Origin of the sequence: Streptomyces omiyaensis (assembly GCF_014650895.1) — a bacterium.
In the GTDB taxonomy this organism is placed as follows: Bacteria; Actinomycetota; Actinomycetes; order Streptomycetales; family Streptomycetaceae; genus Streptomyces; species Streptomyces omiyaensis.
Genome location: NZ_BMVV01000049.1, coordinates 1 through 23958 on the forward strand (window position 1 = coordinate 1; position 23958 = coordinate 23958).

Annotated in this window: 23 protein-coding genes; 10 read left to right on the forward strand and 13 right to left on the reverse strand. The window is 75.5% G+C overall.

Annotation, left to right across the window (positions count from 1 at the left end; genetic code table 11):
- The coding region (locus tag IE287_RS36855; protein ID WP_308436919.1) for a biotin/lipoyl-containing protein at positions 1-174 on the forward strand (174 nt) is incomplete at its 5' end.
- Between the two features lie 76 nt (positions 175-250).
- On the opposite strand, the gene IE287_RS36860 is transcribed toward IE287_RS36855, so the two are convergent.
- From IE287_RS36860 to IE287_RS36870, 3 genes are all read right to left on the reverse strand, one after another.
- Entirely contained in the window at positions 251-1093 is an 843-nt protein-coding gene (locus IE287_RS36860) for an NAD(P)H-binding protein (protein WP_189853786.1), read from the reverse strand.
- A 112-nt stretch (positions 1094-1205) separates the two neighbouring features.
- Positions 1206-2384 (reverse strand): acyl-CoA dehydrogenase family protein, encoded by a 1179-nt coding sequence (locus tag IE287_RS36865; protein WP_189853787.1) that lies wholly within the window; start codon positions 2382-2384, stop codon positions 1206-1208.
- Between the two features lie 343 nt (positions 2385-2727).
- Positions 2728-4161 (reverse strand): MFS transporter, encoded by a 1434-nt coding sequence (locus tag IE287_RS36870; protein ID WP_189853788.1) that lies wholly within the window; start codon positions 4159-4161, stop codon positions 2728-2730.
- A 217-nt stretch (positions 4162-4378) separates the two neighbouring features.
- On the opposite strand from IE287_RS36870, the gene IE287_RS36875 reads away from it, so the two are divergent.
- Positions 4379-4819, forward strand: a complete 441-nt coding sequence (locus IE287_RS36875; RefSeq protein WP_189853789.1) for a winged helix-turn-helix transcriptional regulator — start codon at positions 4379-4381, stop codon at positions 4817-4819.
- Positions 4820-4898: 79 nt separating this feature from the next.
- Here IE287_RS36875 and IE287_RS36880 read toward each other — a convergent pair whose 3' ends face one another.
- Positions 4899-6107, reverse strand: coding sequence for an IS701 family transposase (locus IE287_RS36880; RefSeq protein ID WP_189853790.1), 1209 nt, complete (start codon positions 6105-6107; stop codon positions 4899-4901).
- 248 nt (positions 6108-6355) lie between these two features.
- On the opposite strand from IE287_RS36880, the gene IE287_RS36885 reads away from it, so the two are divergent.
- Entirely contained in the window at positions 6356-7273 is a 918-nt protein-coding gene (locus IE287_RS36885; protein WP_189853791.1) for a quinone oxidoreductase family protein, read from the forward strand.
- A gap of 328 nt (positions 7274-7601) precedes the next feature.
- Positions 7602-8384: an SGNH/GDSL hydrolase family protein gene (locus tag IE287_RS36890; RefSeq protein ID WP_189853807.1), complete on the forward strand. Its 783-nt coding sequence runs from the start codon at positions 7602-7604 to the stop codon at positions 8382-8384.
- 141 nt (positions 8385-8525) lie between these two features.
- Here IE287_RS36890 and IE287_RS36895 read toward each other — a convergent pair whose 3' ends face one another.
- Together IE287_RS36895 and IE287_RS36900 are read right to left on the reverse strand one after the other, a co-directional pair.
- On the reverse strand, positions 8526-9131 hold the full coding sequence (locus IE287_RS36895) for a DUF4352 domain-containing protein (protein WP_189853792.1): 606 nt from the start codon (positions 9129-9131) through the stop codon (positions 8526-8528).
- 351 nt (positions 9132-9482) lie between these two features.
- Positions 9483-10241: a DeoR/GlpR family DNA-binding transcription regulator gene (locus IE287_RS36900; protein ID WP_189853793.1), complete on the reverse strand. Its 759-nt coding sequence runs from the start codon at positions 10239-10241 to the stop codon at positions 9483-9485.
- A 48-nt stretch (positions 10242-10289) separates the two neighbouring features.
- Between IE287_RS36900 and IE287_RS36905 the strand changes: the two genes are divergently transcribed.
- A complete protein-coding gene (locus IE287_RS36905; protein ID WP_189853794.1) occupies positions 10290-11021 on the forward strand; it encodes an NUDIX domain-containing protein in 732 nt (243 codons plus the stop codon).
- Positions 11022-11134: 113 nt separating this feature from the next.
- Here the strand turns inward: IE287_RS36905 and IE287_RS36910 are convergent, their stop codons facing one another.
- Entirely contained in the window at positions 11135-12877 is a 1743-nt protein-coding gene (locus tag IE287_RS36910; RefSeq protein ID WP_189853795.1) for a phytoene desaturase family protein, read from the reverse strand.
- A gap of 231 nt (positions 12878-13108) precedes the next feature.
- Positions 13109-13663, reverse strand: coding sequence for a DM13 domain-containing protein (locus IE287_RS36915; protein ID WP_229883982.1), 555 nt, complete (start codon positions 13661-13663; stop codon positions 13109-13111).
- Positions 13664-14068: 405 nt separating this feature from the next.
- Here IE287_RS36915 and IE287_RS36920 point away from each other — a divergent pair, with 405 nt between their 5' ends.
- Complete coding sequence (locus IE287_RS36920) at positions 14069-15331, forward strand: NAD(P)/FAD-dependent oxidoreductase (RefSeq protein WP_189853797.1); 1263 nt, start codon at positions 14069-14071, stop codon at positions 15329-15331.
- Here the strand turns inward: IE287_RS36920 and IE287_RS36925 are convergent.
- Together IE287_RS36925 and IE287_RS36930 are read right to left on the reverse strand one after the other, a co-directional pair.
- Positions 15324-15761 carry a nitroreductase family deazaflavin-dependent oxidoreductase gene (locus IE287_RS36925; protein WP_189853798.1) on the reverse strand — a complete coding sequence of 146 codons (438 nt, stop codon included), beginning with the start codon at positions 15759-15761 and terminating at the stop codon, positions 15324-15326. The genes IE287_RS36920 and IE287_RS36925 overlap by 8 nt on opposite strands.
- Before the next feature lie 142 nt (positions 15762-15903).
- Positions 15904-16512: a DUF2867 domain-containing protein gene (locus tag IE287_RS36930; protein ID WP_189853799.1), complete on the reverse strand. Its 609-nt coding sequence runs from the start codon at positions 16510-16512 to the stop codon at positions 15904-15906.
- Positions 16513-16619: 107 nt separating this feature from the next.
- Between IE287_RS36930 and IE287_RS36935 the strand changes: the two genes are divergently transcribed.
- Positions 16620-17231: a TetR family transcriptional regulator gene (locus IE287_RS36935; protein ID WP_189853800.1), complete on the forward strand. Its 612-nt coding sequence runs from the start codon at positions 16620-16622 to the stop codon at positions 17229-17231.
- A gap of 194 nt (positions 17232-17425) precedes the next feature.
- Here IE287_RS36935 and IE287_RS36940 read toward each other — a convergent pair whose 3' ends face one another.
- Positions 17426-18199 (reverse strand): class E sortase, encoded by a 774-nt coding sequence (locus tag IE287_RS36940; RefSeq protein ID WP_189853801.1) that lies wholly within the window; start codon positions 18197-18199, stop codon positions 17426-17428.
- A 236-nt stretch (positions 18200-18435) separates the two neighbouring features.
- Here IE287_RS36940 and IE287_RS36945 point away from each other — a divergent pair, with 236 nt between their 5' ends.
- Positions 18436-18738, forward strand: coding sequence for a YkvA family protein (locus IE287_RS36945; RefSeq protein WP_189853802.1), 303 nt, complete (start codon positions 18436-18438; stop codon positions 18736-18738).
- A gap of 143 nt (positions 18739-18881) precedes the next feature.
- Here IE287_RS36945 and IE287_RS36950 read toward each other — a convergent pair whose 3' ends face one another.
- The gene (locus IE287_RS36950) at positions 18882-19871 is read right to left on the reverse strand and encodes an NAD(P)-dependent oxidoreductase (protein WP_189853803.1); all 990 of its coding nucleotides are present in this window, start codon (positions 19869-19871) and stop codon (positions 18882-18884) included.
- A gap of 109 nt (positions 19872-19980) precedes the next feature.
- On the opposite strand from IE287_RS36950, the gene IE287_RS36955 reads away from it, so the two are divergent.
- On the forward strand, positions 19981-20568 hold the full coding sequence (locus tag IE287_RS36955; protein ID WP_189853804.1) for a TetR/AcrR family transcriptional regulator: 588 nt from the start codon (positions 19981-19983) through the stop codon (positions 20566-20568).
- Positions 20569-20762: 194 nt separating this feature from the next.
- Entirely contained in the window at positions 20763-22478 is a 1716-nt protein-coding gene (locus IE287_RS36960; protein WP_229883983.1) for a right-handed parallel beta-helix repeat-containing protein, read from the forward strand.
- A gap of 314 nt (positions 22479-22792) precedes the next feature.
- On the opposite strand, the gene IE287_RS36965 is transcribed toward IE287_RS36960, so the two are convergent.
- The coding region (locus IE287_RS36965) for a UDP-glucose dehydrogenase family protein (protein WP_189853806.1) at positions 22793-23958 on the reverse strand (1166 nt) is incomplete at its 5' end.

Sequence of the window (23958 nt, forward strand, 5' to 3'; positions counted from 1 at the left end):
GTCGCCGTCGAGGAGGGCCAGGAGGTCCAGGAAGGCGACCTCATCGTCGTCCTGGAGGCCATGAAGATGGAACAGCCCCTCAACGCCCACAAGTCCGGCACCGTGATCGCCCTGGCGGCCGCGGCCGGCGCGGCGGTCACCTCCGGGGCGGCCGTGTGCGAGATCAAGGGCTGAGCCCGCCGCCCGCGGACGCGGGAACGTCCGAGGCCCCGCCGGTCCAGCCGGCGGGGCCTCGTCGTGCGGGCGGTGCTCAGAGGTCCCAGACTCCGCGGGCGGCGGCGTCCTTGACGAAGTCGGAGAAGTCGCGGGGCTCGCGGCCCAGCACCCGCCGCACGGTGTCGGTGGGCACGGCGTTCTTCTCGTCGCGGATCTGGGCGACGAGGTCGGCGACGAAGAGCGCGTAGTCGGCGGGCACGTCGTAGCCGACGAGTTCGTCGACGTAGGCCTGGTGGTCGACCGCCTGGTAGCGGATGTCGCGGCCGGTGGCGCGGGCGATCTCGCCGACGGCCTGCTCCAGGGTGAGGGAGCGGGCGCCGCTGAGCTCGTAGGTCTGTCCGGCGTGTCCGTCCTCCAGGAGGGCCTCGACGGCGACGGCGGCGACGTCGTCGGCGTCGACGAACGGCTCGTGGCCGGAGCCGGCGGGCAGGGCGACGGTGCCGGAGCGGACGCCGTCCAGCAGGACGCCCTCGTCGAAGTTCTGGAAGAACCAGTTGGGCCGCAGCACGGTCCACTCGGCGCCGGACTCCTGCACGCCCTTCTCGCCGGCGATCAGGGACTTGCCGCCGACGGGCTCGGTGACGCGGGCCTGGAGCAGCACCAGGCGTCGTACGCCGCCGTCGACGGCGAGCCGGGCCAGCTCGCGTATCGCGCCCTCGGCGTCCCAGGCGCCGGGCTTGTCCTGGGCGTCGACGAGGTAGGCGGCGTGGACGCCGGCGAACGCGGGCTCCCAGGTGGTGCGGTCGTCCCAGTCGAAGCGGACGTCGCCGGAGCGGCTCGCGGCGCGGACGGCCGCCCCGCGCGCCTTGAGCCGGTCCACGACGCGGCGGCCGGTCTTGCCCGTTCCGCCCAGTACGAGAACGGTGTGGTCTGTCATCGCGAAAGCCTTCCTGACTGTGGGAGTTGGCGGGTGATACGGGACCGGGCCGCCCGCGGGGGTTCGGGCGGCCCGGTGGCCAGGGGGTGTTCCGGTCAGCCGGAACGGTCGGTCACAGGAACGGGGTGTCGGGGGCGAGCCCGAGGATGGCCCGTCCGTGGACCTCCTGGTTGGTGGTGAAGGCGAACAGGGCGTGCAGGGACAGGCCCCGGATGTCGCGGTGGTAGCGCTGGAAGGGCACGTCGCGCAGGATCACCGAGGCGCCGCTGGCCTCGAACAGCTCGTCGACGGCCTCCTTGGCGAGCTGGATGGCGAAGGCGGCGCGGCCCCGGGCGGCGGCCCGCTCGTCGATGGACGGGGCGGTGCCGGCGTCGGCGTGCGCCTGGAGCTCGCGCAGCCAGCCCTCCTGGAGGGCCTCGGCGGCGGCGATCTTGTTGGCGGCGACGGCCACCTGGATCTGGGTGACCGGCGACTGGCTCTGGTCGGTCCACGAGGTGTAGGTGATGCCCCGTCCCGGCAGCCGGTCCAGGAACAGCTCGTAGGCGCCCTTGGCGATGCCGAGGTAGGCGGAGGCGCCCTGGGCCATGAAGAAGGGCACGAAGGCGTAGTTGCGGCCGGTGGCGCCGGTGTTGGAGCGGTCGCCGGTGGTGCCGCCGAGGACCTCGATGAGGCTGACGACCCGGTGGGCCGGGACGGTGACGCCGGTGGCGGTGACGGTGGAGCTGCCGGTGCCGGCGCCGTACGCGGCGTGCCAGTCGTCGGCGATGGTCAGCTCGTCGAAGGGGACGAGGGCGGCGAAGGGGGCCGGGGTGCCGTCGGGGCCGGTGAGCAGGGCGGACAGCAGGCCCCAGTTCGCGCCGCGGGCGCCGGATATCCACTTCCAGGAGCCGTCGAGGGTGTAGCCGTCCTCGGTGGCGGTGAGGGTGCCGGTGGGGGTGAAGCCGGTGGAGACGCGGACGGAGCCGTTGGCGTACACCTCCTCCTGGGCCTTGTCGGGGAAGAGGCTCGGGACCCAGGCGCTGGAGACCCAGATCATCGAGACCCAGCCGGTGGCCGTGTCGGCGCGGGCGATCTCGCCGAGGATCCTGGTCTGGTCGGCGACGGGGGCGTCGAGGCCGCCGAAGCGGCTCGGCACGGAGAGGCGGAAGACGCCCGCCTTGTCGAGCAGTTCGACGTTCTCGTCGGGGATCCAGCGACGCTCCTCGGCCTCGGGTCCGCTCTTGCGAAGCGTGTCGACGAGGGCCGTCACCTCGTCCAGCACCGTGGCGACGGCGCTGTCGGTCGTGGTCATCCTGTCTCCTCAGAATCTTCCGCAGAAATTCGGGCGGGGATTTCTCTGCACGCCCTGCGACAATCTTCATTCTCGCGGAGGCGAGGTCATACGCAGGTAATCGCGCGCACCGTCGGGGCGATTACCGGAAAGTGAGTGCGTTTTCGAGTGCGGTGGGGGCGCGGCCGGGTGACGGGGCGGGGTGCGGGCCGGATTTTCGGCTTCTGGTGCGGGCCCGGTCGCGGGTTTTTCTCCGGGTACGTGAAAAAGGCATTGCCCTGGCAGGCTGGGGCGCTGCTGCCAGGGCAATGCGTTTCAGGGGCGCACCGGCTCCGCGGAGGGGGCCGGTGCCGTGGGGCGAGGGCTACCGGGAGGCCTCGGCGGGTGCCGCGGCGGGCTCGGTGACCTCCGGGGCGGCCGGGGCGGCCTCCTCGATGCCGGACCGGCTCTTCAGGCCGAAGGCGCTGATGAAGGCGGCGATCAGGGCGGCGACCAGCGGCACGACCAGGGCGGCCTGGTAGCCGTCCAGCAGGGCCGCGGGCGAGTCTCCGTCGGTGGCGCCGATGTTGACGGCGGCGACGGAGGACAGGCCCAGGGCGGCGCCGAACTGGAAGGAGGTGTACAGCAGGCCGCCGGCGACGCCCTGCTCCTCCTCGGCGATGCCCTCGGTGGCGACGATGGTGAGCGGGCCGTAGGCCAGGGAGAAGGCCAGGCCCAGGATGATCAGGCTCGGGAACATCGCCAGGTACGTCCAGTCCGCGCCGACCGGCAGGAACAGGGCGTACGAGAGGGCTGCCAGGAGCAGTCCGAAGAAGATGACCCGGGCGTTGCCGAACTTGGCGACCAGCTTGGGCGTCAGGGTCGGCGACAGGATCGCGTCCACACCGATGACGATGAGGGCGAGGCTGGTCTGGAGGGTCGACCAGCCGCGCAGTTCCTGCAGGTAGAGCACGGCGACGAACTGGAAGCCGAAGAAGCCGGCGGCGAAGAGCATGCCGGCCAGGTTGGCGCGGACCAGGGCTCCGTTGCGGAAGATGCCCAGGCGCACCAGCGGCGAGGACGACTTGCGCTCGATGGCGATGAAGGCGAGGAACAGGACGATGCTGGCGCCGATGGTGAGGGTGGTGGTGCCGCCCGAGACGTGCGTGGCGCGCTCGACGCCGAAGACGAGGAGCAGGATGGCGGCGGTGACGCTGATCGCGCCGGCGAGGTCGACGCTCTGGCCGGTGCGGTCGGGGCGCGGCGACTTGGGGATGAGCGCGATCGCGGCGATGAGGATGAGCAGCGAGAGGATGACCGGGGCGAAGAAGACCCAGCGCCAGTCGATGGCGGCCAGCAGGCCGCCGACGACCAGGCCGATGGAGAAGCCGCCGGCGGCGGTGCCCGAGTAGACGAGCAGGGCCTTGTTGCGCTGCGGGCCCTCCTCGAAGCTGGTGGTGATGATCGACAGGCCGGCCGGGGTCATGAAGGCCGCGGCGACGCCGGTGACGAAGCGGGCGACGATCAGCATCCAGCCCTCGGTGGCGAAGCCGCCCAGGCCGGAGAAGAGCAGGAAGACCACGAGCCAGAAGACGAACATCTGGCGGCGGCCGAACAGGTCGGCCGCGCGGCCGCCCAGCAGCATGAAGCCGCCGTAGCCGAGGACGTAGGCGCTCATCACCCACTGGAGCATGCCGGTGGACATGCCCAGGTCCTCGCGGATCGAGGGCAGTGCCACGTTGAGCATCGCGACGTCGATGCCCTCGAGGAAGATCGCGCCACACAGCACGAACAGCACGCCCCACGCGCGCCCGCTCATGCGGTCAGTGCCGCTGTTCGAGGGGGATTGCAGTGTGGACACAGATTTTCTCCTTGTACGCGAAGGAATAGTCACAGGGAATCGAACGCATTCTTGTCCTGTGCGCTTGCGGTTCCCTTGAAGTCCGCGTGAGGACCGGACAGGCCGGGGCCAGTTACGAAAAAGCCTGCCGGTTCCCGCTTGTAACCACTCGCATCATGCGGCACCGTGGGGAGGCATGGAAGAAGGCACTTTGAAGTCACCGAGTTCCTGCGCGGGAACCGACGGGAACTACGACGTCCGCCAGTGGGACACCCGGGTGGGGTGCGAGGTGCGGCAGATCCTCGACCGGGTCGCGGACAAGTGGTCGCTGCTGGCCATCGCGCACCTGGAGCGCCAGACGCTGCGCTTCAGCGAGCTGCGGCACCGGATCGAGGGCATCAGCCAGCGGATGCTGACCGTGACGCTGCGGCAGCTGGAACGGGACGGACTGGTAACGCGCACGGTGCACCCGGTGGTTCCCCCGCGGGTCGACTACGCGCTGACGCCGCTCGGCGCGACGCTGCACGCCACGATCCAGTCCCTGGTGGACTGGACGGAGGACCACCAGGAGGAGATCGCGGCGGCGCGCGCCGCGTACGACAGGCGCCAGGAGGACGCCCTGGCACCGCTGTCCTGAGGCCCTCCCCCGGCCGGGGCGGGACCGGCCCGGCCGGGGAGGGGCGGGGTGGGGGGCGAAGGGGCTCGGCCGGGCGGGCTCAGCAGGCCGGGGCGGGGGACGGCCGGAGGGCGGGGTCGAGCCGGGACAGGGCGTACGCGGCGGAGACCAGCGTCTGGTGGTGGTGCCAGCCGGGGTACGAGCGGCCGGTGAAGTCGCCCATGCCGTAGTGCTCGTCGACGGCCTTCAGCGCCTCGCCGGAGACGGCCCTGAGCCGCAGCAGCGCGAGGAAGTCGCCGGAGCCGGCCCCGGTCAGGTTGGTCAGCCACACCTTGCGGGGCCGGTCGCGGGCCGGCGACCACTCGGCGAGGAGCCGGAACCGTCCCGCCCCGCCGCCGGGCGGGTCGAGGCGCGCCGCGGAGGTCAGCGTGACGAGCGGTCCGCGCACCGGCGGCTTGAGCACCTGGGCGCGCCGCTGTTCCTCGGCGCCCAGGGAGAGCAGGAAGCCGGTGCCGCGCGCGGCGAGCCCGGCGGCGGCCCGCAGGGGGCTGCCGGTGCCGCGCAGGTCCAGGACGACCGGGGTGGTGCGGCTGCGCCAGGGCGCGGGGGCGTCGTCGAGCAGGTCGAGCGCCAGCTGCTCCAGGGGGCGGCGGCCGACGCCGGCGGGGACCCGGGCCCGCCGGCGGTGCTCCTCGTCCTCGCCCCAGGCCCGGTTGAGGTAGAGCCGCCAGTCGACGGGCAGGCTCCGGTCGCGTTCGGTGAGGAACATGCCGAGGGCGAGCTGGCAGTTGACGGAGCCTCCGGTGGAGGTGGGCCGCCGGTGCACGCCGACGATCCGCTCGCCGTACTTGGGGACGAGGGCGAGTTCCAGGACGGTGGCCCGCGGGGTGATCCACTCCGTGGCGAGGCGGGCGAGCGCCCGCCTCGCCGGCCGCCAGTCCCAGGGGCTCTGGTTGACGAACTGCTGGAGCGCCTGGAGGTCGGTGGTGGTGTCGGCCATGGCCCGCACGGTCTTGCGGCCGGGCGAGGTGAGCAGGGCCCGCAGGTACGCCCCGGCGCAGCGGCGCTGGTCGGAGCGGGGCAGGTGCCCGAAGACCGCGTCCACGAACCAGGCGGGGACGAGGTCGTCCCCGCCGCCGGGGAGGCGGGCGTCGCCGCGGACGGCGTCCGCGCCGGCGAAGGCGAACGCGGGGGCGGGGGCCGTGACGGCGGTGGCCGTGACGGCGGTGGGGGTGAGGGCGGGAACGGGGGCGGGGGCGGGTGTCGGGGTGCCCGCCGCGGGCCGTTCCCTGGTGAGCTGCTGTGCCATCCCCGCTCCTCGTCGCTCGTCCGGTCGGCGTCCACCCTGGCAAGGGGTCCTTGAATTTCGCGTGGGCCGGTGAGGGCCCGCTGCCGCCCGCGGGTTCCGCCGGTCGCGTGCGGCCCTGGCGGGGCGGTCCGGGCAGGGCCGGGGCGGGGCGGTCCGGGGCGGTTCGGGCCGGGGCGGTCCGGGGCGGGGCGGGGCGGGTGGGCGGAAGTCCGGCGTCCGCGGGTGTGCTGCGCGTACCGTGCCTGCTCATGCTCGCGATACGGTTCGACCGTTTCGGCGGTCCCGAAGTCCTCACGCCCGTCGACGTCCCCGCTCCCGTCCCCGGCCCCGGGGAAGTCCTCGTCGCCGTGGAGGCCGCCGGCGTCAACTTCGCCGACACCTTCCAGGTGGACGGCTCCTATCTGGATCCCGCCCTGCTCCCCCACGTCCCCGGCGGCGAGGTCGTCGGCCGGACCGAGGACGGCCGCCGGGTGCTGGCCAAGGTCGCCCACGGGTACGCCGAGCTGGCGGTCGCCCGGGAGGCCGCCCTGGTCGAGGTCCCCGAGGAGCTGGACGCCGCCCGGGCCCTGGCCCTGCTGACGCAGGGCCTGACCGCCTGGCACCTGCTGCGCTCCGCGGCCCGGCTGCGGCCGGGCGAGAGCGTCGTGGTGCACTCCGCCGCCGGCGGCGTGGGCAGCCTGGCGGTGCAGCTGGCCCGGGAGTTCGGGGCCGGGCGGGTGCTGGCGCAGGCGTCGACGCCGGACAAGGAGCGCCTCGCCCTGGACCTGGGGGCCGACGAGCCGGCCCGCTACCCGCTGGCCCGGCGGGCGGACGTGATCCTGGACGCGGCGGGCGGCGAGCTGTTCGCGCACGCGCTCGGCTCCCTGGCGGACTTCGGCCGGCTCGTCACGTACGGCAACGCCTCCCGTGCCGCGTTCGCCGCGCTCGACCCGGGCCGGCTCGGCCGTCTCAACGCCTCCGTCGTCGGCTTCTGGCTGCGTCCGACGCTGGCCCTGCCCGGAGCGCTGGACGGGCCGCTGAAGGAGCTGTTCGCGCTGACGCTCCAGGGGCGGCTGTGCCCGGTGGCGGGTCCCGAGTACCCGCTGGCACAGGCGCGTACGGCCCACGAGGAGCTGCTGGCACGCCGGACGACGGGGAAGGTGGTCCTGCGCCCCGGCGCCGTCTGAGCGCCCCGGCGCCGTCTGAGCGCCCCGGCGCCGTCCGAGCGTTCCGGCGCCGGTGCGGCCGGCCCGTGCCCGCCCGTCCCCGGGCGACCTGACACTCTCCGCACCCGCTCCCTGGCCCGCTGCGGGGCTCCGGGCGAGGCTCGGTCGGTGAGACGGCGCCGGACGGGGCGCCGGACGGGGCCGAGGAGCGGGGGAAGACGACGTGCCGGACGACATCCAGCCCGCTCCCGCGCGCCCCGCCACGGTCACGGCCGCGGCACGTGCGGGTGCCGGCGGCAGCGGCGGTGGCAGTGGCGGTACGGGGCCCGGCGCCGGGCCCCGTACCGCCGTGATCCGCTCGTACGCGGCGCTCGGCGACAGCTTCACCGAGGGGGTGGGCGACGAGGCGCCCGGCGGGCGGGTGGTCGGCTGGGCCGACCGTCTGGCCGTCCGGCTGGCCCGGCAGTGCCCCGCCGCGGAGTTCCGCTACGCCAACCTCGCCGTCCGGGGCCGGACGATCGACGAGATCGTCGCCGAACAGGTCCCGCGCGTACGCGGGTTCGCCCCGGACCTGGTGAGCCTGTGCGCGGGCGGCAACGACATCCTGCGCCCGGGCAGTTCCCCCGACGCGATCGCCGACCGGTTCGAGGCGGCGGTCGCCGAGCTCTCCGCGGTGGCCGGCACGGTGCTGGTCTTCACCGGCTTCGACCCGCGTGACACCCCGGTCCTGCGCCGCCTGCGCGGCAAGATCGCCATCTACACGGCGCACATCCGCGCCATCGCCGACCGGCACGGCTGCGCGGTCGTCGACCTGTGGTCGCTGCGGGCGGTCCAGGTGCCGGGCGCGTGGCACGAGGACCGGCTCCACCTGTCCTCCGAGGGCCACGAGGAGGTCACCCGAAAGGCCGCGGACGTCCTGGGGCTGCCCCGCCCCGCGGTGCCCGCGGGCCGGCCGGTCCGGGCGGGCGCGGCGCGGTACCGTCCCCGGCCGGCCGGGCAGCTGCGCGACCTGCAGTGGGCCTGGGAGCACTTCCTGCCCTGGGTGGGCCGCAGTCTCACCGGCCGGTCGGCCGGCGACGGGCTGGGCCCCAAGCGCCCGGACCTCACCCCGCTGGGAGGGGCGTCGCCGTGAGGGCCGGGGCGGCCGTCCAAAGCACCGGACGGGCACGGCGGCGCTGGTCTGTGCCCTGTCATCGAAACTACGGCGGCTCGCCGGTTCGGACGCCCGTACTCAGGAGCCGGGCCTAGTGACAAAGCTCCACACCGGCAAGTGCTACGTGGCAGGCACGGCCCATTCGACAGGCACCGTGACGGTCTGAGGGGCATACACGATGGTCTCCGGGCGGCTGTCGCCCGGCACGGGATAGACAACCTTGCCCCGAACGCACTTGCCGGGGCTCAGCTTGGTCTCGATGGGAAACTCCGGCTTCGGGAAGTCGTCCCACGTGGTGCCTGACGCCTCGACGCGAGCGCCATCGCTGTAGGCCAGCGTCCAAGGGAAGGTGTTCGCCGTGAACACACCCTTGGTGCTGCACACCTTGAGCTCGAGTGCAGCCCAGATGTATCCGGGGGTCCCACTGGACTCGGCAGCCGAGCCGACGGACTTGATCCCCTGCTCGTAGCTGATCGCCGTACTGGTGCCACTCACTCCCGCCTCGGCGTCCTCCCACGTGTACGAGGTACCAAGCTTGAGAGGTGCGGTGGTGGTGACCTCCGGCGCGGGCGAGGTGCTTCCGGATGCTGCGGAGGCAGAAGTCGCACGTGCCGTGGGCGCAGAGTGCGGGCCGGACTCGGTGACGGTCTCGGGCTCGTCGCCACCGCAAGCCGCGACGGTGAGGAAAAGGAACGTCGTGGTGGCGGCAAGAGTGGTGCGTCGCATGGTCCCCCCAGGACATTGCGTGATGAGAACCCTCATCGTGCGGTCCAAGTCTGGGGGGATGGAGGCAGAGTCTCCGTTCTGTGATCTTCGCGCGGCTGATCCACGTGTAGCCGCGCGACCGGGGATCGTCTGTCAGCGTCCACCAGGATGCACTGGGGCAGGCATGTTGCCGGAACGGTCACGGCGCGCCTGAGCTGCGCGGCGGGCAGCCGAAGGCGAAACCATCGACGATGGGCGGCTGCCGATCGCTGTCGGGCATCAACGCGAGGCGGCCGGAGCCGCCACCGGAGCGGAAGCCAGACGTGTCAAGGCGGACGACGGGCTCACCTGCCCGTGGCACCGCACAGAGCGTCAGCCGGCGGTGAGGACGTTCACCCCCAGGGCGCGCAGGCTGCGGACGGGCGGGGCGTGGGGGTCGGCGTCGGTGATCAGGCCGGTGACGGCGTCCCACGGCAGGACGCGGTACGGCGAGGCCGTGCCGATCTTCTCGGAGGAGGCGAGGACGTAGGTGTCCGCGGCGCGTGCGGACAGGGCGCGTTTCATCGCCGCCTCGTCGGCGTCGCCGGTGGTCAGTCCGGCGTCGGGGTGCACGCCGGTGACGCCGAGCAGGCAGAGTTCGGCGGAGACGTTCTGCGCGGCCTCGACGGCGGCGGCGCCGCAGGTGACCGCCGAGTGCTTGTAGACGCGGCCGCCGAGCAGGTAGAGCTCCGCCCGCGGATGGCCGATCAGGGCCGCGGCGATGGTCGGGCTGTGGGTGACGACGGTGCAGGCGAGGTCCTCGGGCAGGGCGCGTGCCACGGCGAGGGCGGTGGTGCCGCCGTCGAGGATCACCGAGCCGCCCGGGCGGACCAGGCCCGCGGCGACCGCGGCGACCGCGCGTTTGCCGTCGGGGGCCACCGCCTGGCGGGCGCCGTAGTCGGCCGCGGCGGGAGAGACCGGCAGCGCGCCGCCGTAGACGCGCTGGCACCGTCCCTCGGCGGCCAGGTCGCGCAGGTCGCGCCGGACGGTGTCCTCCGACAGGCCCAGGCCGGCGGCGACGTCCTTGGCGACGATCTTTCCGGTGCGGGCGAGCAGGCCGAGCAGGTACTCGCGCCGTTCAGCGGCCAGCATGCACGTTCCTTCCTGGTCTTGCACGTTTCTGCATGTATCTTAGCGGCCATGAACGACACACCCCCGCCGCACCCCGCCGGCGAGCGCGGGACGGGCCGTCCGGGCGTCGACGTCCCCGACCACCGCGGGCGCACCGGTCTGCACCTGGCCGGCCGGGACCTGGACCGCAACCCCGGCGTCCGGGTCCGCGACGTCGAACTCACCTCCCGGGGCTGGCACGTGCTGCGCCGCACCACCTTCGACTACCGGCGCCGCGACGGGCGGTGGGAGACCCAGCAGCGCGAGACCTACGACCGCGGCGACGGCGCCGTCGTGCTGCCCTACGACACCGGGCGCGGCCTGGTGCTGCTGACCCGCCAGTTCCGCTACCCGGCCTATGTGAACGGGCACCCCGACGGGATGCTGGTGGAGGCCGCGGCCGGGCTGCTCGACGCGGACGACCCGGACACCGCGATCCGCCGCGAGAGCGCCGAGGAGCTCGGCGTCGTGCTCGGCCCGCTCACCCGCGTCCTGGAGGCCTACATGAGCCCGGGCTCCGTCACCGAGCGCCTCCACTTCTTCGCCGCCCCCTACACCCCGGCCGACCGGACCGGCACCGGCGGAGGGCTGGAGGAGGACGGCGAGGACATCGAGGTCCTCGAACTGCCCTTCGCCGAGGCCCTGGCCATGACCCTCGACGGGCGCATCGCCGACGGCAAGACCGTCCTGCTGCTGCAATGGGCGGCCCTGCACGGCCCCTTCGCCCCGCGTCCCCGGCAGGACCGGACACCCCCGGGATAGCCGCCGGCCCGCCCGCCGCCGGCCCGCCCGTTGTCGCTCCGCCCGTTGTCGCTCCGTTCGCCGCCGGTCCGCCCGCTCTCCGTTCGTCCCGGGGCCGGGCCGGGCCGGAGCCGCTACGCCGCCGGTCCGTCCCGGGGCGGGCGCACGGCGTGCCCGAGCACTCCCGTCCACAGGCGGGCCCGGCCGCGGCGGTCGAGGGCCTCGTGGGCGGCGAGCAGGCCGCCGGTGACCGCGCCCAGGAACCCGCCGGCGAGGCAGTCCTGGCCCGACAGGTACAGGCCCGGGACGTCGGTGCGCGGGCGCAGCCAGTCGGCGAGGCCGGGGCGGTGGCCGTCGCCGAAGGCGGCGACGTCCTTGGCCAGGCCGTAGAGGCTGCCGCCGGGCCAGCCGGTGAAGTGCTCGGCCGTCACCGGGGTGCCGAGTTCGTGGTAGGAGACCCGTCCTCGGGTGCGGGGCAGCTGGTGGTGGAGACGGGTGAGGAGTTCGGCGGTGAGTTCGGCCTTCAGCGCGAGGTAGGCCGGGTCGCGGTGGCGCCGCGCGGAGCCGCGGAAGGGGGCGAACAGCTCGGGGTGGACGTAGGCGAGGATCTCTCCGGTCGACCGGCCCGGGTAGCGGCTGTTCCAGGTCGGGTCCTTGGCGCAGGGGAAGGAGAGGAACAGACCGCTGGTGCGGCCCCGGGTCCCGTCGAAGAAGGCGTCGCAGTCGCCGTCGGTGACCATCAGGTTGTGCCGGGGCAGGGCGAGTTCCTCCGGCGTGCCGTCCAGGCCGAGGAAGAGCAGCACGAAGGGGAACCCGCGCCGCATTCCCTCCAGCCGGTCCGCCAGGTCCAGCCGGTCCGCCCGGTCCGCTTGGTCCGCGCGGTCCGCTTGGTCCGCCCGGTCCGCTTGGTCCGCCCGGTCCGCTCCCGCGGCAGGGGGGCGGGCCAGGAGGGTGCGGAAGGTGTGGTGGGCGCCCGCCGCGCTGACCACCACCGGCGCGCGCACCCTGGTGCCGTCCGCCAGCACCACCCCCGCCGCCGCTCCCGTGTCCGTCTGCTCGATCCGGGCGACCGGTGCCCGCACGAAGACCTCCCCGCCGGCGGCCCGGATCGGTTCGGCCAGGGCGCGGGCGATGGCGGCACTGCCGCCGACCGGATACCAGGCGCCGGTGCGGAAGTGCTCGAACAGCACCGCGAGGAGGAAGAACGGCAGCCGGGAGGTGGAGTCGGCCAGCAGCAGCGCGCTCTGGGTGAGCACCGCCTGCCGCAGCCGCTCGTCGCCGACCAGGCCCTCCACCACCTCCCGGGCCGGCCGCAGTGCCTGGGGCGGGACGGCCGCGGCCCGCAGCAGCCGGGCCAGCCTCCGTGTCACCGGGCCCGACAGGCGTCCCAGCGCGAGCGCGGGCAGCACCGCCCGGCACCGTCCGATCAGCCGGAACAGCGCCTCGATCCCGCTGCGCTCGGCCGGGAAGCGGGCGATCAGGCCGTCTTGGTGGGCGGCGAGGCCGACGGGGGCCCGGTACACCTCGCCGGCCAGCCGGTACTCGTCGAACGGATCCCCCAGCGGGGCCCATCGCAGCGCGCCGCCGGTCAGGTAGTCGGAGAGCACCCGGACCGGTTCGCCCCGCCCGAGCTGGCCGACGTAGTGGATGCCGACGTCCCACTCCCAGCCGCGGCGCCGGTAGGCGTGGGTGTAGCCGCCCGCGGTGTAGTGCTGCTCGAAGACCGCCACCCGCCGCCCCTGCCGGGCCAGGCAGACCGCCGTCGTCAGCCCGCCCGCGCCCGACCCGACCACGACCGCGTCGTACGCCGCCGCGACCGTGCCGGCGGCGGCCGGCCGTCCCACCAGCACGCTCCGGGGCGGGGGCGTCGTCCTCATCGCGGCCCTCCCGGTGCGCGCCGGGGCTTTCGGACGCCGGGCAGGGGGGCGCGGACCGCGGGCCGTGCGCGCGGTGGCGTGGGCGGCGGGGCGGGGCGAGGACGCACGAAGGTGTTCCGGGGGACGGGGAAAGGGGCCGACACCCGGGGAAACGATCAGGCGGAGCGGGGGATGCGGCCGGCCGGGCGCGGTCACCTGGAAGGCTCCGGGCCGGCGGCGTCCCCGCGGGCGTCAGGCGCGGTCGAGGCGGGCCGCGCCGAAGGAGACGTCGAACCGGTCGCACCAGATGCTGACGCTGCCGTAGGCGGACCAGTCCACTCCGGCCGGCAGGGGGTAGTTCTGGTCGCCCCTGTTGCCCTTCAGGGCGGCGAGGTTCAGGTACTTCCCGTCGTCGAAGACGCGCCAGCCGGCGATTCCCTCCCTGACCGGCGCGTCGCTCAGCCAGACCCGCAGGTCGGGTCCGTTGCTGGTGTCCAGCCCTTCGAGGCGGAGGGTGTGGCTGCCGTCGGCCAGGCGGACGATCCGCGCCGTGCCGGTCGTGGTGTGCTCGTGGCTGACGAAGGTGCCCCGCGCGACCGTGGCCGGCGGGGCGGGTGCCGGGGACGGGGCCGCCGTGGCGCCGGCGGTGCCGGCCGCCGGGGACGCCCCGGCGGAGGGCAGGGACTCCTTCACCGTCTCGTCGACCCACAGCGCCCACGGTTCGAACCAGACCAGCCCGGCGGCGAGCACCGCCACGGCCAGGGCACACGCCCCGGCCCACCACGACTTCCTGACGACACGTCCCACGCCGTACCTCCCCGCACGGTCCCGGCGCCGCGTGCGTTTCGCGGCGGCCGATCGCCCCATTCTGCTCCCGCCCCGCCCCGGCCCGGTCCCCTCCCCCGGCCCGGTCCCCTCCCCCGGCCGCGCGGGCGCCGGGACGGGGACCCGGGCGGGGACCGGAACGGGGCGGGGACCGGGCGCGCGCCGCGCCGGGCCGGGGCGGGGCGGGCCGGGACGGGGCGGGCCGAGACGGGCCGGGGCGGACCGAGACGGGCCGGGGCGGACCGAGACGGGCCGGGGCGGACCGAGACGGGCCGGGGCGGACCGAGACGGGGCGGGCTGGGCCGGATCCGGGCTCCCCGGTGTGTCACACGGGGCGGCCGGGCGGTGTCTGGTGGGCGGACGCCTTGAGACGTGAGGAGACAGACCATGTCGGACAGCAACGGTGCCAAGCACCGCGTCGTCGTTCTCGGTGCCGGCTATGCCGGGACCCACGTGGCCGGGACCCTGGCCCGCCGGTTGTCGCCGGGGAGCGTGGAGATCACCGTCGTCAACGCCGAGCCGGACTTCGTGCAGCGGCTGCGGCTGCACCAGCTCGCGGCCGGCCGGGAGATCGAGGCCCCCGCGCTGGCCGACGTCTTCGCGGGGACCGGGATCCGGCTGCGGCAGGCCCGGGTCACCGCCGTCGACCCCGGGCGCCGTAGCGTCAGCGTCACCGACGCCCGGGGCGGCGGCGAGGTCGGCTACGACACGCTCGTCTACGCGCTCGGCAGCCGCGGCGCCGACCACGGCGTCCCCGGTGTCCGCGAGCACGCCTTCGACGTCGCGGCCCGCCCCTCGGCGCTGCGGCTGCGGGAGCGCCTGGACGGGCTGGAGGCGCGGGGCGGGGGCGGGAGGGTGGTGGTCGTGGGCGACGGGGCGACGGGGATCGAGACCGCCTGCGAGATCGCCGAGTCCCGGCCGGGCCTGTCGGTGACCCTGGTCGCCCGCGGCGCGCTGGGCGCGCCGCTGTCCCCCGGGGCCCGCGCCCATCTGCGCCGGGCCTGCGGCCGGCTGGGCGTCGCCGTCGTCGAGGACGCCGAGGCGGTGGCGGTCACGGCGGACCGGGTGGTGTGCGCGGACGGCACCGGCCTGCCCTCGGACGCGACCGTGTGGGCGGCGGGGTTCGCGGTCCTCCCGATCGCCGCCGTCGCCGGCGTCGAGGTCGCCGGCGACGGCCGGATCGTCGTCGACCGCACCATGCGCTCCGTGTCGCACCCGGACCTCTACGCCGTCGGCGACAGCGCGCACGCGCTGATGGACAACGGCCTGGCCCTGCCGATGTCCTGCGCTTCGGCCGGCTACACCGGCCGGCAGGCCACGGCCGCGATCGTGGCCCGCCTGACCGGCCGCCGGGTCAGGCACACCGGCCTGGAGTACGTCGGCAACCACATCGGCCTCGGCCGCCACGACGGCATCCTGCAGAAGGTCGGCCGCGACGCGCGGGCCGTGCCGGGGTACGTGGGCGGCCGCAAGGCCGCACGGGTCAAGGCCGGGATCCTGTGGATGTCGCTGTGGGCCACCCGCCACCCCACCTTCGGCCTGCCCGCCCGCAGGCGCCGTCCGGCGCGCGCCGGCCGCGGCGGGGCGGACGGGGCGGGGACGGCGGCGGGGGCCACGGCGGGGGCGGGGGCGGGCAGTCGGGTCAGCTGACCGGTTCGGCCACGAAGACGGGGATCTCGCGGTCGGCCTTGAGCTGGTAGTCCGCGTAGTCCGGGAAGGCGGCGACGGCCCGCTCCCACCACACCCGGCGCTCCTCGCCGGTCACGACGCGCACGTCCATGTCCCACTCGCGGGTCTCGTCGCGCAGCGCGATCCGGGGCGAGGCGATCAGGTTGTGGTACCAGACGGGGTGCTTGACGGCGCCGCCGTTGGAGGCGACGAGCGCGTAGGCGCCTTCGTGCTCCACGCGCATGAGCGGGGTCTTGCGCAGCTTGCCGCTCTTCGCGCCGGTGTTCGTCACCAGCACCACGGGCATGCCGCGCATGGTGGTGCCCCGGGTCCCGCCCGACGACTCGTACAGCTCGACCTGGTCCCGTACCCACTGCGACGGACTGGGCTCGTAGGTTCCCTCGAGCGGCATGCCGTTCTCCTCTCGTCGTCGGGCGGCGTCCGGCTTGTTCGGAGCGCGCCGTTCCGCTCACTTCATCACGGGGGCCGCCGGTGCCACCAGGGGGGATCGCCGGAGGCGGGACCACCGGCCGGCGCGGCGGGCGGAGGGGTGCTCAGCGAGGCGTGCGGCGGGCGGTGTCCGCGTCCCACTCCCGGCCGATCGAGCGCATCAGCGCCGGGTAGACGCCCAGGTACCGGAAGGGCTTGATGCCGAGCATGTACAGGGAGCCGAGGCGGCCGTTGGGCTTCACCAGGACGGCCATCTGGCCGCGGTGGCCGCCGTCGCCGTCGGGGACCCAGCCGATGTGGAGCACGCCGTGCATGGTCTTGTTGGCGTACTCGGCGGCCCACTCGTCGCGGGTCTGGAAGACCGAGGTGAAGGGGGCCGAGGCGAGGTCCGGTCCCCGCGGTCCCTGGCGCAGGTCGTCGGGGAGGCGGTCGCGCAGGGTGCGCACCCGGCCGCCGACGCCCGAGTCCGGCGCGTCCCAGCCGAGCAGCGCCCCGAGCTTCCAGCGCACCGCGAACAGGAAGCGGCCCGCGCGGTTGCCGCCGTCGGGTCCGTCCGTGCCGCGGGCCATCTGCTCGACCAGGTGGTGCAGGTCGTCGGGGCCGCCCGGGGTCGGCAGCGCCCAGAGGTCCTCGAGCCGGAAGTCGCCCGCTATCTCGTGGATCCGCCAGGGGCGGGAGGTGTGGTCGGCCGGGGGGAGGCGCAGCGCGTTCATGACGGACCCCTGTCTATACGGTGGCGTATAGATCGAGCATAACCCCTTTCTATACGGCGCCGTATACTCGTTTCCGGTTCGGAAGCGACGCGGAGGGGAGGCCTGGCATGGGTGCGATCCGCACGCCGCGGGCCCAGTGGATCGAGGCGGGGCTGCGGGCGCTGGCCGCCGGCGGGCCCGAGGCCGTCCGGGTCGAGGTCCTCGCCCAGGCGCTCGGCGTCAGCAAGGGCGGCTTCTACGGCTACTTCCGCAATCGCGCCGCCCTCCTCGAGGAGATGCTCGACGCCTGGGAGCGGGGGGTCACCGAGGACGTCATCGAGCGGATCGAGCGCGACGGGGGCGACGCCCGCGCGCGGCTCGGGCGGCTCTTCGCCGTCGTCGGGGCGGCCGAGAGCGCCGTGACCGCCGCGGGCGTCGAGCTCGCCGTGCGCGACTGGGCCCGGCGCGACGAGGGCGTCGCACACCGCCTGCGCCGGGCCGACAACCGGCGCATGGACTACCTGCGCGCGCTCTACGGGGCCTTCTGCCCCGACGAGGACGACGTCGAGGCCCGCTGCCTGATCACCTTCTCCCTGCGGATCGGCGACCACCTCATCGCGGCCGACAACGGCCCCCGGCCCCGCGCCGAGGTGCTCGCCGCGGTCAGAAAGCGGCTGCTGGCCCGGCCGGCGCCCGCCCCTTCCGGGGACGCCTTCGGGGACGCCGCCGCCCGCCCCTGAGCACCGGCCCCGGGCCCCGGCGGCCCGACCGGCCCGCCGGACGGCTCCGCCCCGTCCGCCCGGCACCCCGTCCGCCCGGCGCCCCACCCCGTCCGCCCGGCACCCCGTCCGCCCGGCACCCCGTCCGCCCGGCGCCCGGTCCCGCCCGGCGCCCGGTCCCGTCCGCCCGGCGCCCGGTCCCGCCCGCCGGCCGGTCAGCCGGGGTGCGGCGACGGCGTGCGGGTCGCGGTCAGGACGCCGATCTTGTCGATGCGGTGCTCGGGGTTGCCCTGGGCGTCGCGCCAGAAGTTGCCCGCGGCGTCGTCCTCCGGGGTGGCGCAGGTGGAGAGCGTGATCATGGCGCGGGTGGGCTGCCGGCCGGGCTCCCCGGGGACGGCGGCCCGCTGCTCGGCGAGCGAGCGCTCGGAGCGGAACGAGGTGGTGCGGGTCTCGACGATCCGGTACGTGTACGTGGTGCCCCCGGCGGTGACGCGCACCTCGTCGCCGACGCCGACGTCGGGCAGGTCGCGCAGCGGGCCGCCGGCGGAGAGCCGGTGGGCGGTCACCTGGTAGTTGCCGACGTCCCCGGGGCCGACGCCGCCGTGCCTGCCGTACGGGCTGGCCGCGACGCCCCGGTCCTGGATGCGGGTGCCCGCCGGGTCGTCGGTCCTCCCCTCGTACGGCACGACCCGCAGGTCCTCCACCCCGATGGAGGGGATGTCGAGCCCGGCGGGGCGCGGCCGCGCGGTCGGGGCGGGGGCGGGGGTGGGGGTGGGGGTGGCGGCCGCGGGTTCGGGGGCCGCCCCGGCGGTACGGGTGGGCGGTGGCGGCGCGGCGGGCGCGGGCTCCGGCGGGGCGGCGGGCGAGGGGGCGGCCGGGGGCGCGGCCGGGGTGTGCGCGGCGGGGGCGGCGGCGCAGGCCCCGAGCAGGAGCAGGAGCGCCGTCGCGGCGGCGGCGCGGGCACGGCGGGCACGGCGGGCACGGGTCATGGCTCTCGACCACCTGGGCGGGGACGGCGCACGTGCGGACGGCGCCGGCGGGGGCGGCATCTGCGTGCTGCGGCAAACGACGGGCCGCGGGGCGGTATTCCCGGCGCGTCCCGGCGGCGGGCGACCGTGGCGGCGGTGACCGCGCCGTCGCCCCTGACGGCCGGGGCGGGGGCGGGGTGCGGAACCGGGGCCGGGGGGTAGACGTTGTCCGGGCACCCGGAGGAAGCGAGGACCCGATGGACGGCGTGAGCGGGTACGGGTGGGTGGTCGCGGCGGTGGCCTTCGCCGCGACCCTGGCGGCGGTCGTCGTGCTGGCGGTGCGGTTGTTGCGGGTGCGCAGGATGCTCGGCGACACCGGCATCCCGATGTCGCGCAAGGTGCTCTTCTGGGGCGCCCTGCTCTATCTGGTCAGCCCCGCCGACCTGCTGCCCGACCCGGTGCTCCTGGACGACATCGGCATCCTGCTGGCGGCGCTGCGCTTCCTGCCCCGGCCCGGGACGCGGGCGCGGGAGCGGCAGGAGCCCGGCAGGACGGCGTGAGCGGGCCGCCCCGCCCCTGAACACCGCGCCCGCTCCCCCGGACCCCCGCTCCCCTGCCGGAACCCGCCGCGCCCCGCCGCGGTACCGCCGCGCCCCGCCGCGGCACCGGGCCGGGTAGCCCGCCCGGCGCGCGGCGGGGCGGGCTAGCCGGCCGCCCGGGGCCCCTTCACCGACTCCAGCAGCGAGGAGAAGCTGTCGGCGGCGTGGCCGGCGTCCATGCCGCGGCGGAAGAGCTCGACGACCGCCGCGGGCAGCAGGGTGCCGACGCCCGCGTCCTCGTGGGTGTGCAGGACGTGCTCGACGCTGGCCATGCCCATGGCCAGGCGGTCCACGTCGCCGGTGTGCGTGCCGGCGTCGACGCGTTCGGCGTAGAAGGAGAAGAAGCCGGGCAGCGAGTGCGCGGTCTCCACGGCGTGCGGCAGGATGTCGGCCGCCTTCAGGCCGTGGGCGTCGGCGAGGGCGATGGCCTGCCAGTAGCCCAGCATCGAGGTCCAGAACATGACCATGCCGATCTGGTACATGAGCGCGGCCAGGCCCGGGTCCTCCCCGCGGTGGTCGGTCCGCCCGGTGAGGACCTCGAGGGCGGGGCGGTGCCGCTCGAAGGCCTCGCGCGGGCCGCTGTAGAAGGCCGACGACTCGGCGCCGCCGATCCCGGACGGCGGCACGGTGACGCCGCCGGTCAGGTGGACGGCCCCCCGCTCGGCCGCCCAGCGGGCCGCGGCCCGGGCCTTGCGCGGGGTGTCCGAGCTGAGGTTGACCAGGGTCCGCCCGGCCAGCGCGGCCTCGGCGGGGCCGAGCGCGGCGTAGACGGCGTCGTAGTCGGTGAGGCTGAGGACCACCAGCTCGTTGGCGGCGACGGCCCTCTCCACGTCCGGGGCGAGCACCGCGCCGCGGGCGACCAGCCCGTCCGCGCGGGAGGCGGTGCGGTTCCAGACGGTGACGTCGTACCCGCGGTCGAGGAAGGCGCCGGCCATGGCCCGCCCCATGGGGCCGAGGCCGATGACGGTGACCGCCCGCGCGGTGGCGCCGAGCGCGCCGGCGGTGCCGGTGGCGGCGGCGGCGGTGGCGGCGACGGCGCCGGTGGCGGCGGCGGTGGTGCCGCCGGTGGTGTCGGTGGTGTCGGTGCCGGTCATGAAGGGATCCCCGCTCCTCGCTAAAACGATCGCTCTATCCAGTGCGTGCGAGGAACGTACCACAGCTCTAAAACGATCGCTCTACCCAATGGGTCGGTACGGTGTCCCCATGCAGACCAGCAGCACACGTGACCGGATCGTCGTCGCCGCCTCGCGGCTCCTGCAGCGGCAGGGCTACGTCGGCACGGGCATCAAGCAGATCGCCCAGGAGTCGCAGGCCACCCTCGGCTCCATCTACCACTTCTTCCCCGGCGGGAAGGAGGCCGTGGCCGTCGCGGCGATCGAGCACGGCGCCGAGGAGTTCGCCGCCCTCCTGCGCACGGCGCTGGAGGGCCACGACGACCCGGCCGAGGCGGTCGCGGCCTGCTCCCGGCGCCTGGCCGAGGAGCTGGGCGCGTCGGGCTGGACCGACGGCTGCCCGGTCACGGCCGCCGCCCTGGAGACGCTCGGCACGGACTCGCAGATCCAGCGGGCCTGCGCCGCGGCCCTGCGCGGCTGGGAGGAGCTGGTCGCGGACAAGCTGCTGCGCGGCGGCCTGTCCGCCCGGGACGCCCGGGAGGTGGCGGTCACCGTGATGGCCGCCCTGGAGGGCGCCGAGGTCACCGCCCAGGTCAGCCGCAGCGCCGAACCCCTGCACGCGACGGGCCGCCAACTCGCCCGCCTCGTGCGCTCGTACGGGATCCCGCCCCGCGGCTGAACCGTCCCGCGGGAAGGACCCTCCCGGGGACGACCGGCCCGCCGGGAGGACACCGGGGCGGCCGCCCGGGGCCGCCCCCGGGGGGCGGCGTCCGCCGTGCCGTGGAGGGTCGTCGGCGTTTCGCACACCCCTTCCGCCGGGGCTTATGACCCAATATGGGTGTTTGTCGTGGTGGTGCGGAGACGATCCAAGGGGTGCCAGTGGGAGCGGTGAAGCGGAACCGGACGTCGAGGACCGTCGCGGTGGTCTCGGCCGCGGCGCTGGTGCTGCTGACGGGGTGTGAGGTGCCCGGGGTCTACCGTCCCGCCCGTCCCGCGTCCGGAGGACCGTTCACCTTCTACGTGAGCCCCGACGGCGACGACGAGAACGACGGGATGTCGCCCGGGAAGCCCTGGCGGACCCTCGGCCACGCCGACGGCGTGCGGTTCCAGCCCGGCGACCGGCTGCGGCTGCGGGGCGGCGCGCGGTTCCGCGGCAGTCTCACCCTGGAGCAGGGCGAGGCCGGCAGCGCGGCCGAGCCCGTGGTCGTCGAGTCGTACGGGACCGGCCGCGCCGTCATCGCCCCGCGGGGCGAATCGGCGATCACGGTGCGCAACACCGCGGGGGTGGAGATCCGCGGCCTGTCCCTGGTGGGCGACCGCAAGGCGCTGCGGCAGGGCGTCGGCGTCGCCTTCCGCAACAGCCTGCCCGGCGCCCGGCGGCTGGGCCACGTCAGGATCACCAACGTGCAGGCCAGCGGCTTCCAGAACGGCATCAGCGTCGGCGCGGACCGGAAGACCTCGGCGGGGTTCAGCGACGTGCGGATCACCGACGTCTCGGTGCACCACAACCTCGAGTCCGGACTCGCCTTCTACGGGCCCGCGTTCGACGCCGACCGCCCCGCCTACGCGCACGACCGGCTGCGGATCGAGCGCGTGAAGGCCTACGCCAACTCCGGGGACCCGAGGAGCACCGAGCGCAACACCGGCAGCGGCATCGCCCTGGGCAGCGTCCAAAACGCCCGGGTCGTCCGCTCGGTCGCCCACGACAACGGCGCGAAGTCCGCCGCCGGCGCCGACGAGGGACCCGAGGGGGTCTGGGTGTACGACTCCACCCGCGTCGTCCTGGAGCACAACGCCTCCTACCGCAACCGCACCGGCTCCCACGTCGACGGCGGCGGCTTCGGCCTCGACAACAACGTGTCGGACTCGGTCATGCAGTACAACCTCGCGCAGAACAACGACGGTCCCGGCTTCCTCGTCTACTCCGGGCAGCCGACCGGCGCCCACCGCAACAACGTCGTCCGCTTCAACATGAGCTGGGACGACGCGCGCAAGCTGCCCGAGTACGGCGGCATCGTCGCCTACGGCACCCGCCTGAGCGACCTGGACATCTACCACAACACGGTGGTGATGCGGTCCGAGGGCCTGGCCTCCGCGCGGGCCGCCGGCACCCGGCCGCCGGCGCTGCGGCTGCGCGACGGCATGCGCGGCGTACGCGTCCACAGCAACATCCTCGCCACCGACGGCGGTCCGCTGGTCGCCGCCCAGTCCGCCTACGCCCCCTCCAAGATCGTGCTGCAGGGCAACGACTACTACAGCAGCGGCCGCTGGACCCTGGCCTGGGGGGACGAGCGGTACGCCACCCTGACCGGCTGGCGCGCCGCGTCCCGCCAGGAGACCCTCGGCGGGCAGCCGACCGGCTCCCACGACGACCCCTGCCTGCGGGGACTGGCCATGCCGGTCACCGACGGGGCCGGCGCGGCGAACCTGGTCCCCCGCTGCGAGGACACGCTGCCCTTCGACCGGGGGGCGCGGGCCTTCGGCATCGATCCCGGGCCCGTCGACTACTTCGGCAACCGGCTCGGGAACGCCCTGACGGCGGGAGCCGCCCAGCCCCTCGAAGAGGTGGCCGGGGACGCCGGAAACTGACCGGCAGGGCCGGACCGGCCGGGACCGGAGGACCGGAGGGCCGGGACCGGAGGGCCGGGACCGGAAGGCCGGGACCGGAGGGCCGGGACGGATCCGCGTCCCGGCCCTTCGGCGTCCCCGGCGGCTTCCCCGGCGGCGTCCCCGGCGGCTTCCCCGGCGCGCGTGCGGGGGGGCGCACGTGGGGCGGGGGCGCATGTGGGGCGGGGGGCGGGCGGGGGCGCGTGCGCGTGTGCGGGCGCGGGCACGGGTGCGCCCCGTCCTCGCGGCGGGTTGCGCGGGGACGGGGCGCCGGGAGGGGCGGGCGCGGGCGGGTGTTACGCGCCGGTGCGGGCCGTGGTGCGTGCGGCGGGGCCGGCGGCCGGGGAGGCGATCGTGGCGCGCAGCGGGTCGCGGGGGTCCGCGGTGTCCGCGGGGGTCTGCGGGGCCGGGCGGCCCAGGGCCTTGACCGTCCAGCCGGCGGCCCGCCACTCGTCGTGGTCGAGGGCGTTGCGCCCGTCGATGAGGAGCGGCTCGCGGACGACGCGGGCGAGTTTGACCGGGTCCAGCTCGCGGTACTGGCTCCACTCGGTGAGGTGCAGGACCAGTTCGGCTCCCTGACAGGCGGTCAGCAGGTCGGTGCTGTAGCGCAGTTCGGGGTGGGCGAGCTGTGCGTTGGCGGTGCCCTCGGGGTCGTGGACGCGGACGTCCGCGCCCTCGCGGTGCAGGGCCGAGGCGACGGCGAGCGCTGGGGAGTCGCGTACGTCGTCGCTGTCGGGCTTGAAGGTGGCGCCCAGCACGGTCACCCGGCGGCCCGTCAGTTCCCCGCCCGCCAGCCGGCGGGCGAGGGCCGCGGTCCGGGTCCGCTGCCGCTTGTTGATCTCGTCGACCTGGTCGAGGAAGGCCACCGCCGCTCCGGCGCCCAGTTCCTGGGCGCGGGCGGTGAAGGCGCGGATGTCCTTGGGCAGGCAGCCGCCGCCGAAGCCGACGCCGGCGTTCAGAAACCGGCGGCCGATGCGGGTGTCGTGGCCGAGCGCGTCGGCCAGGGTGGCGACGTCCGCGCCGGCCGCGTCGCAGACCTCGGCCATCGCGTTGATGAACGAGATCTTGGTGGCGAGGAAGGAGTTGGCCGCGACCTTGACCAGTTCGGCGGTGTTCGGGTCGGTGCCGAGGTAGGGCACGCCCGCCGCGACCATCGGCGCGTAGACCCGGCGCAGGGTGTCGTGGGCGGCGGGGCCGGTGGCGCCGACGACGATCCGGTCCGGGTGCAGGGTGTCCTGGACGGCGAAGCCCTCGCGCAGGAACTCGGGGTTCCAGGCGACCTCGGGCCGGGCCCCGGCCGGTGCGAGGCCGGCGAGGCGGGCGGCGAGGCGGGCCGCCGTGCCCACGGGGACCGTGGACTTGCCGACGACCAGGCAGGGTGCGGGCAGGTGCGGGGCGAGTCCGTCGACGACGGCGTCCACGTGGCGCAGGTCCGCCGCCCGGGAGCCGGGCTGCTGGGGGG

Coding starts and splice junctions, on each gene's coding strand:
- IE287_RS36860 (WP_189853786.1), bottom strand. CDS start 1,093: ATGACAGACCACACCGTTCTCGTACTGGGCGGAACGGGCAAGACCGGC.
- IE287_RS36865 (WP_189853787.1), bottom strand. CDS start 2,384: ATGACCACGACCGACAGCGCCGTCGCCACGGTGCTGGACGAGGTGACG.
- IE287_RS36870 (WP_189853788.1), bottom strand. CDS start 4,161: ATGAGCGGGCGCGCGTGGGGCGTGCTGTTCGTGCTGTGTGGCGCGATC.
- IE287_RS36875 (WP_189853789.1), top strand. CDS start 4,379: ATGGAAGAAGGCACTTTGAAGTCACCGAGTTCCTGCGCGGGAACCGAC.
- IE287_RS36880 (WP_189853790.1), bottom strand. CDS start 6,107: ATGGCACAGCAGCTCACCAGGGAACGGCCCGCGGCGGGCACCCCGACA.
- IE287_RS36885 (WP_189853791.1), top strand. CDS start 6,356: ATGCTCGCGATACGGTTCGACCGTTTCGGCGGTCCCGAAGTCCTCACG.
- IE287_RS36895 (WP_189853792.1), bottom strand. CDS start 9,131: ATGCGACGCACCACTCTTGCCGCCACCACGACGTTCCTTTTCCTCACC.
- IE287_RS36900 (WP_189853793.1), bottom strand. CDS start 10,241: ATGCTGGCCGCTGAACGGCGCGAGTACCTGCTCGGCCTGCTCGCCCGC.
- IE287_RS36905 (WP_189853794.1), top strand. CDS start 10,290: ATGAACGACACACCCCCGCCGCACCCCGCCGGCGAGCGCGGGACGGGC.
- IE287_RS36910 (WP_189853795.1), bottom strand. CDS start 12,877: ATGAGGACGACGCCCCCGCCCCGGAGCGTGCTGGTGGGACGGCCGGCC.
- IE287_RS36920 (WP_189853797.1), top strand. CDS start 14,069: ATGTCGGACAGCAACGGTGCCAAGCACCGCGTCGTCGTTCTCGGTGCC.
- IE287_RS36925 (WP_189853798.1), bottom strand. CDS start 15,761: ATGCCGCTCGAGGGAACCTACGAGCCCAGTCCGTCGCAGTGGGTACGG.
- IE287_RS36930 (WP_189853799.1), bottom strand. CDS start 16,512: ATGAACGCGCTGCGCCTCCCCCCGGCCGACCACACCTCCCGCCCCTGG.
- IE287_RS36935 (WP_189853800.1), top strand. CDS start 16,620: ATGGGTGCGATCCGCACGCCGCGGGCCCAGTGGATCGAGGCGGGGCTG.
- IE287_RS36940 (WP_189853801.1), bottom strand. CDS start 18,199: ATGACCCGTGCCCGCCGTGCCCGCCGTGCCCGCGCCGCCGCCGCGACG.
- IE287_RS36945 (WP_189853802.1), top strand. CDS start 18,436: ATGGACGGCGTGAGCGGGTACGGGTGGGTGGTCGCGGCGGTGGCCTTC.
- IE287_RS36950 (WP_189853803.1), bottom strand. CDS start 19,871: ATGACCGGCACCGACACCACCGACACCACCGGCGGCACCACCGCCGCC.
- IE287_RS36955 (WP_189853804.1), top strand. CDS start 19,981: ATGCAGACCAGCAGCACACGTGACCGGATCGTCGTCGCCGCCTCGCGG.